The 9,316-nt window shown below is 73.4% G+C and carries 3 protein-coding genes and 1 pseudogene; all 4 read left to right on the top strand.

Going from position 1 to position 9,316, the window contains the following annotated elements; genetic code table 11:
- Positions 1-119: 119 nt before the first annotated feature.
- Positions 120-4,838: pseudogene (locus D474_RS33090) on the top strand (amino acid adenylation domain-containing protein); the annotation flags it as partial.
- Positions 4,723-5,445 (top strand): hypothetical protein, encoded by a 723-nt coding sequence (locus D474_RS34195; RefSeq protein ID WP_394296515.1) that lies wholly within the window; start codon positions 4,723-4,725, stop codon positions 5,443-5,445. The pseudogene D474_RS33090 and the gene D474_RS34195, both read left to right, overlap by 116 nt.
- A gap of 54 nt (positions 5,446-5,499) precedes the next feature.
- The gene (locus D474_RS30755) at positions 5,500-8,748 is read left to right on the top strand and encodes a non-ribosomal peptide synthetase (protein ID WP_083931706.1); all 3,249 of its coding nucleotides are present in this window, start codon (positions 5,500-5,502) and stop codon (positions 8,746-8,748) included.
- A gap of 65 nt (positions 8,749-8,813) precedes the next feature.
- A partial coding sequence (locus tag D474_RS27330) for a condensation domain-containing protein (protein WP_040702948.1) occupies positions 8,814-9,316 on the top strand: 503 nt, incomplete at its 3' end.

The raw sequence follows: 9,316 nt of genomic DNA, 5'->3' as shown, positions 1-9,316 counted from the left end.
CCGGCCGCCCCGGCGACCTGTACATCACGGGACAGGGTCTGGCCCGCGGCTACGTCGGCCGCGCCGGCCTGACATCGGAACGCTTCGTCGCCGACCCCTTCGGCCCGCCCGGGAGCCGGATGTACCGCACCGGCGACCTCGTGCGGCGCCGCCCCGACGGGGCCCTGGACTACCTCGGCCGCACCGACCACCAGATCAAGGTGCGGGGTTTCCGTATCGAACTCGGCGAGATCGAGGCCGCCCTCGCAGAGCTGCCCGAGGTCGGTCAGGGCGTGGTCGTCGCCCGCGAGGACCGCACCGGAGGGACCGCCCTGGTGGCCTACGCCGTCCCCGCCCCGGGGCACACACTTGACACCGGCGCCGCACGCACTGCGCTGGCCGACCGGCTGCCCCACTACATGGTGCCGGCCGCTGTCGTGGCACTGGAGACCTTCCCCCTCACCGAGAACCGAAAGGTCGACCGCAAGGCCCTGCCCGAACCCGCGCTCGACCCGCCGCACACCCACGGGGGCGACCCCGCTGACGCCGACGAGGAGGCCCTCTGCGCCCTGATCGCCGACGTGCTCGGGCTCGAACGCGTGGGCACCCGCGACGACTTCTTCTCCCTGGGCGGGCACTCCCTCCTGGCCGCCCGGCTGGCCAACCGGGTGCGAGACCGGTTCGGTCGCGACATCGGCCTGCGCGACGTCTTCGAGGCGGCCACGGCGGCCGGCCTCGCCGCACGCCTGCGCACCGCGGAAGCGGTGGAAGATGCGGCTGACCGTCCGCGTCCGGCCCGGCCGCCCCTGTCCCCCGCCCAGCGCAGGCTCTGGTTCCTGGAGAAGCTCAACGGACCGAGCCCGGTCTACAACGTCCCCGTCGCACTGCGGCTGCACGGTGAGGTCGATGCCGACACGCTCGCCCTGGCGCTGCGCGACACCGTGCTGCGGCACGAACCGCTGCGGACCGTGTACACCGATGACAGGGACGGGGCCTTCCAGGACGTCCTGCCGGCCGAGGCCCTGCCCGAACTGCTGGAGGTGGCCTCGGTCCGGGAGCGCGACCTCGTGGCCGCCATGAGGGAACGCGTCCACCGGCCCTTCGACATCGCGACCGAGGCCCCGGTGCGCGCCACCCTCTTCCGGCTCGGCGCACGGGAACAAGTGCTGCTCTTGGTCGTCCACCACATCGCCACCGACGAGGGCTCCGAACAGCCGCTCCTGCGCGACCTGGACACCGCCTACCGCCACCGCCGCCGTGGACATGAGCCCTGGTGGACCGGACACGGCCCCGACTACATCGGCCACACGCTCGGGCAGTGGGAGCGCCTCGGATCCGTCACCGACCCCGGCAGCACCGTGGCGCGGCTCGCGGGGGAGTGGCGTACCGCTCTGGCCGGGGTTCCCGAGGAGACGGCCCTGCCCACGGACCGGACCCGGCCGGTGCAGGCCGGCGGCCGGGGCGCGGTCGCACCGTTCCCGATCACGGCCGCGACCACCGCCCGCCTCGGCGAGCTGGCGCGCAAGCACGGGGCCACGGAGTTCATGGTGCTGCACGCCGCGCTCGCCCACCAGCTGCGCCTGCTCGGCGCGGGCGAGGACGTCACGGTCGGCACACCCATCGCCGGCCGGGACGACGCGGTGTCCCAGGACCTCGTGGGCCTGTTCCTCAACATGGTGCCGCTGCGCATGGACGTGTCCGGCGACGTGACCTTCGAGGACCTGCTGCTGCGGGCCCGTGCCGCGGACACGGCCGCCTACGCACGCGCCGAGCTGCCCTTCGACCAGATCGTCGAGGCCGTGGCCCCCGCTCGGGAGGCCGGACGGCACCCGCTGTTCCAGGTCATGCTCAGCTTCCAGCGCGAACCGGGCGGGACGCAGGACCTCTTCGGCACGCACGTGGAGCCCCAGCGGGTGGAGACCGACACCGCCAAGGTGGACCTGGAGTTCACCGTCGTCGAGCTGCCCGGGGCGGACGAGCTCGTCGGGGAACTCCGCTACGCCACCGACCTGTTCGACCACGGCACGGCACAGCTCGTCGCGGAGCGCTTCGGCCGCCTGCTGGAGACCGTGGTGGCCGAGCCCCGGCGACCGCTGTCCGAGATCGACCCCCGCACAGGTGCGGAGGTGCAGCGCCTGGCGGAGGTCAACGACACCGCAGCGCCGGTGCACCCCGGTCTCCTCGGGCAGCGGCCCGACGGCCAGGACGCATGGGCCGACCGTGTGGCGCTGGTGGAGGCCGGTTCGGGTGCGGTGCTCGATCACGCGCAGTTCCGTTCGCGGGTGAACCGTCTGGCGCGGGTGTTGGTCGCGCGCGGTGTGGGGCCGGGTGACGTGGTCGCGATGGGTGTGCCGCGGTCGGCCGACCTGGTCGTGGCCCTGCACGCGGTCGTGGTCGCCGGCGGTGCCTATCTGCCCCTGGACCTGGAGTACCCGCCCGAGCGGTTGCGGTTCGTACTGGAGGACGCCGCCCCGCGGGTGGTCCTCACGACCGCGGCCGACGCCGGGACCGTGCCCGAGGGTTCCGGGGAGCGCCTGCTCCTGGACACACCGGAATCGGCCGACCTGCTCGCCCGGACGTCCGGGGCCGAGCTGGCCCCGGAGGAACGCCGTACGCCGATGCACCCCCAGGACCTGGCCTACGTGATCTACACGTCGGGGTCGACGGGCCGGCCCAAGGGTGTGGGGGTCTCGCACGAGGCGATCGTGAACCGGCTGGAGTGGATGCAGCACCGTTTCCCCCTCAGCGGGGACGACCGTGTGCTGCAGAAGACGCCGTCGGCCTTCGACGTGTCGGTGTGGGAGTTCTTCTGGCCCTTCCGCGCAGGTGCCGCCCTGGTGGTGGCCCCGCCCGGTGCGCACCGGGACCCGGCCCGCCTGGCCCGGGTGATCCGCGAACGGGAGGTGACCACGTGCCACTTCGTTCCCTCGATGCTGCGGGTGTTCCTGGACGAACCCGCGGCCGCCGACTGCACCGGGCTGAGCCGGGTGTTCGCCTCCGGTGAGGCCCTGCCGGCCGAGACCGCGAAGCGGTTCCACCGGACCCTGCCGCGGACCGGGCTGTTCAATCTCTACGGACCGACCGAGGCCGCAGTCGACGTGACCTGGTTCGACGCCTTCGACGACACCGGCCGCGGGACGGTACCGATCGGCCGCCCCGTGTGGAACACCCGCGTGCACGTGCTCGACGACCTGCTCCGGCCCGTGTCCGACGGCGTGGCCGGGGACCTGTACCTGGCCGGGACCCAGCTGGCCCGCGGATACCTGGGCCGGTCCGGGTTGAGCGCCGAGCGTTTCGTGGCCGACCCGTTCGGCCCGCCCGGCAGCCGCATGTACCGGACCGGCGACGTGGCCCGGTTCCGCGAGGGCGTGCTGGAGTTCGTGGGCCGCTCCGACCACCAGGTCAAGGTGCGCGGCCAACGCATCGAGCTCGGCGAGATCGAAGCAGCGCTGGCCGCGGCCCCCGGTGTGACCGGTGCGGTGGCCACGGTCGCCGAGAACCCCTCCGGCGAGCAGGTGCTGGTCGGCCACATCAGCGGCCGGGCGACCCAGGACCACGACACGTCCCTCCCCCGAGTGCGGGAGGCCGTCTCCGAGACGGTGCCCGAGTACATGGTGCCCTCCGTCCTGGTCGCGGTGGAGGAATGGCCGCTGTCCCCGAACGGAAAACTGGACCGTTCGGCCCTTCCCGCCCCCGACCTCGGCGCCGGCGCAGGACAGGGCCGCCCGGCCAGGACCCCGGTGGAGCAGGCGCTCTGCCGGGTCTACGCCGAGGTGCTGCGTCTGCCCGAGGTAGGCGCGGACGACGACTTCTTCCGCCTGGGCGGTGACAGCATCTCCTCGATCCAGGTCGTCAACCGCCTGCACCGCGAGGGCTGGGCGCTGGAGGTCGCCGACGTCTTCAGCGCACGCACCCCGGCCGCCCTGGCCCGCGCCGCCGTACCCGTCGACCCCGACCGCGACGCGGCGCAAGCCTTCGGAGCCGACCTCTCGCCCTGGGGCGAACTCCCGTTGACCCCGATCGGCCACTGGCTGCTCGAGCGCGGTGAACACATCCACACTGTCACCCAGCGCCAGGTCGTGGCCGCACCCGCGGGGCTGACCCAGCAGGTGCTGACCGACGCGCTCGCCGACGTCATCGACCGCCACGACGCGCTGCGCCTGTGCCTCAACCGTTCCGGCAGCGAGCCGGTGCTGGAGATCCGGCCCCCCGGGTCGGTCCCGGCCACCGACTGCGTGCGGCGCGTGGCCGTGCAGCGCGAGCGCGCCGGCTCTCTGCCCACGGAGGTCGTCCGTGCGGCCGAGAGCGCCGCCCGCGAGCTCGACGCGGACGCGGGCGTCCTCCTGCGCGCGGTCTGGTTCGACGCCGGTGACACGGCGCCGGGACGCCTGCTGCTGATCATCCACCATCTGGCCGTGGACGGCGTCTCCTGGCGGGTACTCCTGCCCGACCTCGAAGCCGCGGTCGAGGCCCGTACCCGGGGACGGGCCCCGGTGCTCTCTGCCCCGGGAACCCCGCTGCGGGCGTGGGCCCACGCGCTCGAGGACACCGCCACCACAGAGCGCTGGACCGACCAGATGCCCTACTGGCGGAGTGTTCTCGCCCGGGGAGCAGAGGGGCCCGGCGACGGGGGCGCGGGACTGCCCGCCGTCGATCCCGGCCAGGACACCGTGGAGTCGGCGCACACGCTCACCGGTCTGCTCGACGCCGACACCACCGCCGCAGTGCTCGACCGGGTCACCGATGCCTACAGTGCACGCCCCGACGACGTCCTGCTCAGCGCGCTCGCCCTCGCGGTGCACGCGTGGCGGGACCCGGACGGATCCACGGACGGGCCCCTGCTGGTCGACGTCGAGGGGCACGGCCGCGAGGNGTTCCCCCAGCCTCTACCCGGTCCGGCTCGAGCTCGGCGGCGCCGGTGCCGAACGCGTGGATGTGCGCGAGGCGTTGGAGGCCGGTCCCGCAGCAGGTCAGGCCCTCAAGCGGGTCAAGGAGACCCTGCGGTCCGTTCCCGACGGGGGCGTGGGTTTCGGAGTGCTCCGGTACCTCAACCAGGACACCGCGCGCGAGCTCGCCGAGGGCCTCCGCCCCGGGCTCCTGTTCAACTACCTGGGCCGGATGCCCGCCGCTTCCGGCAGGGACTGGGAGCTCACCGAGGAGACCTGGGACGTGCCGCTGGAGTTCGAACCGAAGCTGCCCCTGACCCACGGGCTGGCACTCAACGCGGTGGCCGAGGAGCGGCCGGAGGGCCTGCGGCTGCGGGCCCGGTGGACCTTCGCGCACCGGCTCTGGGACGAGGAACGCGTACGCGCCCTGCTCGACGGATGGTTCGAGGCCCTGCGCGCACTCGTCTCCCACACCGGTTCCGACGGGGCCGGCGGCCACACCCCCTCCGACTTCGCCATGGTCGACCTCCAGCAGGGCCAGGTGGACCAGTTGGAAGCCCTGCTCCGCCGACGCCGCTGACCCGGCCCGCGGCGACCCCGCACGACACACACGACCCGAACGGACAGGACCGACATGCCTTCGCCAGAGCGCGCCCTGGAGGACGTCCTCCCCCTCACCCCGTTGCAGGAAGGGCTGCTCTTCCACGCCGGCAGCGACCGGGACGAGGACGTCTACACGGTGCGCACGACCATCGGCCTCACGGGGCCGCTCGACCCCGACCGGCTACGCGCCGCCTGGGCCGCTCTGCTCGCCAGGTACCCCAACCTCCGCGTCGGGTTCTGGTACGAGGAGCTGGAGCGCCCCGTCCAGTTCGTGGCGCGGGACGCCGCGGTCCCGGTCCGGTTCGTGGACCTGAGCGCGGCCCCGCCCGGGGAGGCCCGGGCGGAGACCGCGCGCATCGAGGAGGCCGAGAGCCGGACCCCGTTCGACCTCACGCTCGCCCCGCCGCTGCGCTGTGTCCTGGTACGGCACACGCCCACCGAGCACACGCTGGTGCTGACCAACCACCACATCGTGCTCGACGGTTGGTCGATGCCGATCCTGGTCCGCGAGCTCATGGAGGCCTACGACGCCGACGGCGACACCGGGGCTCTGCCCCCGGCGCCCGCCTTCCGCGACCACCTTGCCTGGCTGGCCTCGCGCGACACCGGAGCCGCCGAGCATGCCTGGACGCGGGCACTGGCCGGGGCGCCCGAGAGCACCGACGTCCTGGGCCGACCCGGGGCAAGGACCACGGGGCCCACGGAGAACAGCGGCGCGCAGAGCCGGCGCGTGGCCCTGACCCTGACCGGCGACGAGGCCGCGGCCCTGTCCTCGGCACCCACGCGCACCGGGGCCACGGTCAACTCGCTCGTCCAGGCGGCTTGGGCGCTGGTGGCCTCCCGGCGCACCGGCCGTGACGACGTCGTCTTCGGCGCGACCGTGTCGGGCCGCTCCACCGGGGTCGCCGGCGCCGAGTCCATGATCGGGCTGCTCATCAACACGGTTCCGGTCCGGGCCCGGCTGGACCCACGGGAGAGCGGTGCGGACCTGGCCCGCAGGATCCAGGACGAACAGGGCGCCCTCATCGAGCACCAGCACCTGGGGCTGGGCCGCATCCAGCGCGCGGCCGGGGTCTGGTTCGACTCGCTCCTGGTCGTGGAGAACTACCCTCTCGACCCGGAACTGGGGGAGCGGTCCTTCGGCGGTGTGGGCGTGCGCGAGGTGGACGTGCACGACGCCACCCACTACCCGCTCACCCTCGTCGCCCTGCCCGGAGGGGAACCCGAGTTCGTGCTCGGCCACCGCACGGACGTGTGCGGCGAGCAGCAGGCTCGGGACCTCCTGGCGGAGTTCCGGCGCACGCTCATGGCTCTGGTCCGTGCCCCCGAGAGCGGCCCCGCCGACCTGGCCCCGGCCTCCGATGCGGAGACCGCCGCGCTCGCCGGTGCCGACCGCACGTTCGTCGCACCGGGCCCGTCGTTGCTGGGCGATCCGCCCGTGGAGAGCACGGTCAGGGCCGACCGTGTGGCGCTGGTGGAGGCCGGTTCGGGTGCGGTGCTCGATCACGCGCAGTTCCGTTCGCGGGTGAACCGTCTGGCGCGGGTGTTGGTCGCGCGCGGTGTGGGGCCGGGTGACGTGGTCGCGATGGGTGTGCCGCGGTCGGCCGACCTGGTCGTGGCCCTGCACGCGGTCGTGGTCGCCGGCGGTGCCTATCTGCCCCTGGACCTGGAGTACCCGCCCGAGCGGTTGCGGTTCGTACTGGAGGACGCCGCCCCGCGCGCCGTCGTGACCACCCGCGAGGGGGCCGAGTCGCTCCCGGACACGGTCGACGCGCCCCTGGTCCTGGACGCGCCCAACACCGCGGCGCTGTTGGAACAGCAGCCCGGAACCGAACTGGAACAGCACGAGCGCCGCGGCACGCCGAACCCGGACGACCTGGCCTACGTGATCTACACGTCGGGGTCGACGGGCCGGCCCAAGGGCGTGGGGGTCTCGCACGAGGCGATCGTGAACCGGCTGGAGTGGATGCAGTACCAGTTCCCGATCGACGGGGGCGACCGTGTGCTGCAGAAGACGCCGTCGGCCTTCGACGTGTCGGTGTGGGAGTTCTTCTGGCCCTTCCGCGCCGGTGCCGCTCTGGTGGTGGCCCCGCCCGGTGCGCACCGGGACCCGGCCCGCCTGGCCGGGCTGGTCCAGGGACACGGGGTGACCACGTGCCACTTCGTGCCCTCGATGCTGCGCGCCTTTCTGGACGACCCCTCCGCAGCCGCCTGCGACGGGCTGCGCAGGGTGTTCTCCTCGGGCGAGGCGTTGCCCTCCGGGGCGGCCGAACAGTGCTTCGAAGTACTGCCGGGGACCGACCTCTTCAACCTGTACGGCCCCACCGAGGCGGCCGTGGACGTGACGTGGTTCGACGCGTTCGAGGACGTGGGCCGCGGTACGGTGCCGATCGGCCGCCCGGTCTGGAACACCGGTGTGTACGTCCTCGACCCCTTCCTGCGCCCGGTGCCCGACGGGGTGGCCGGTGACCTGTACCTGACCGGGGACCAACTGGCCCGCGGCTATCGGGGCCGGCCCGGTCTGACCGCCGAGCGTTTCGTGGCCGACCCGTTCGGCCGGCCAGGCACCCGGATGTACCGGACCGGCGACGTGGCCCGGTTCCGCGACGGGGTCCTGGAGTTCCTCGGCCGTTCGGACTCGCAGGTCAAGGTGCGCGGACAGCGCATCGAACCCGGGGAGATCGAGGCGGCCCTGACCGCGGTCCCCGGTGTGACCGGTGCGGTGGCCACGGTCGCCGAGAACGCCTCCGGCGAGCAGGTGCTGGTCGGCCACATCGGCGGTGACGGCTCACCCGACCGTGTCCGGGCCCACATCTCCCGGACCCTGCCCGCGCACATGGTGCCCTCCGTTCTCGTGGCCGTGGAGGAGTGGCCGCTCACCCCGAACGGAAAGCTGGACCGTTCCGCTCTGCCCGAACCGGACTTCGGTACCCGGGCCGGACACGGGCAACGGCCCCGGACCGACGGCGAACGCACCATCTGCGCCGCCTTCACCACCGTGCTCGGCCTGGCCGAGGTCGGCACCGACGACGACTTCTTCCGCCTCGGTGGCGACAGCATCAGTGCGTTGCGGCTGGTGACCGAGGCCGCAGGGGGAGGTGTCGAGATCAGTGTGCACGACGTCTTCTCCCACCCCACCCCGGCCGGTCTGGCCGCGGTCGCCCGCCGGCCCGACGCGTCCGCCGCCGGAGCCGAGCCCCCGGCCGGAACCGAAACCCTCGTCTCACTGGGTGCCGACCAGATGGCCCTCCTCGCGGACCTGGGACGAGACCCCGAATGACGTCCGGGCCCCGCGCCTCTGCACGCACACCAGCCCCGTCCCCACCGAACAAGGAGCCCAGGACCGTGTCCCAGCCCGCCCCGGCGTCCCTCGAGGACGTCCTCCCACTGGCCCCGCTCCAGCAGGGCCTGCTCTTCCACTCCCTCGACGACGACCAGCGCCTCGACGTCTACAGCGTCCAGCACGTGTTCGAGTTCGACCGGCCCGTGGACGCCGGAGTGCTCCGGGCCAGCGCAGACGAGATGCTCCGGCGCCACCCCAATCTGCGGGCCGGGTTCGCCCACGAGGGCCTGGACCAGCCCGTCCAGTTCATCCGGCCCGCCATGCCCGCCCATTGGCGCGAGGTGGACCTCAGCGGCCGCGAACCCTCCGAGCTCGACCGCGAGCTCACACGCATCCGCCGCGAGGAGCGCGAACGCCGCTTCGACCTCACCCGGCCCCCGCTGATCCGCAACGTGCTCGTCCACTGCGGCCCGGGCCGGACGGTCCTGGTGGAGACCCACCACCACATCCTCATGGACGGATGGTCCGGGACGCTCTACATCTTCGAACTCCTGGAGCTGTACCG

The sequence above is a fragment of the Nocardiopsis salina YIM 90010 genome, from assembly GCF_000341025.1.
Lineage (GTDB): Bacteria > Actinomycetota > Actinomycetes > Streptosporangiales > Streptosporangiaceae > Nocardiopsis > Nocardiopsis salina.
This window is presented reverse-complemented; position numbering and strand designations above follow the sequence as displayed.

Bases quoted from the DNA above. Each gene is read 5' to 3' on its own strand.
- D474_RS30755 (WP_083931706.1), top strand. From the start codon at position 5,500: ATGCCTTCGCCAGAGCGCGCCCTGGAGGACGTCCTCCCCCTCACCCCG.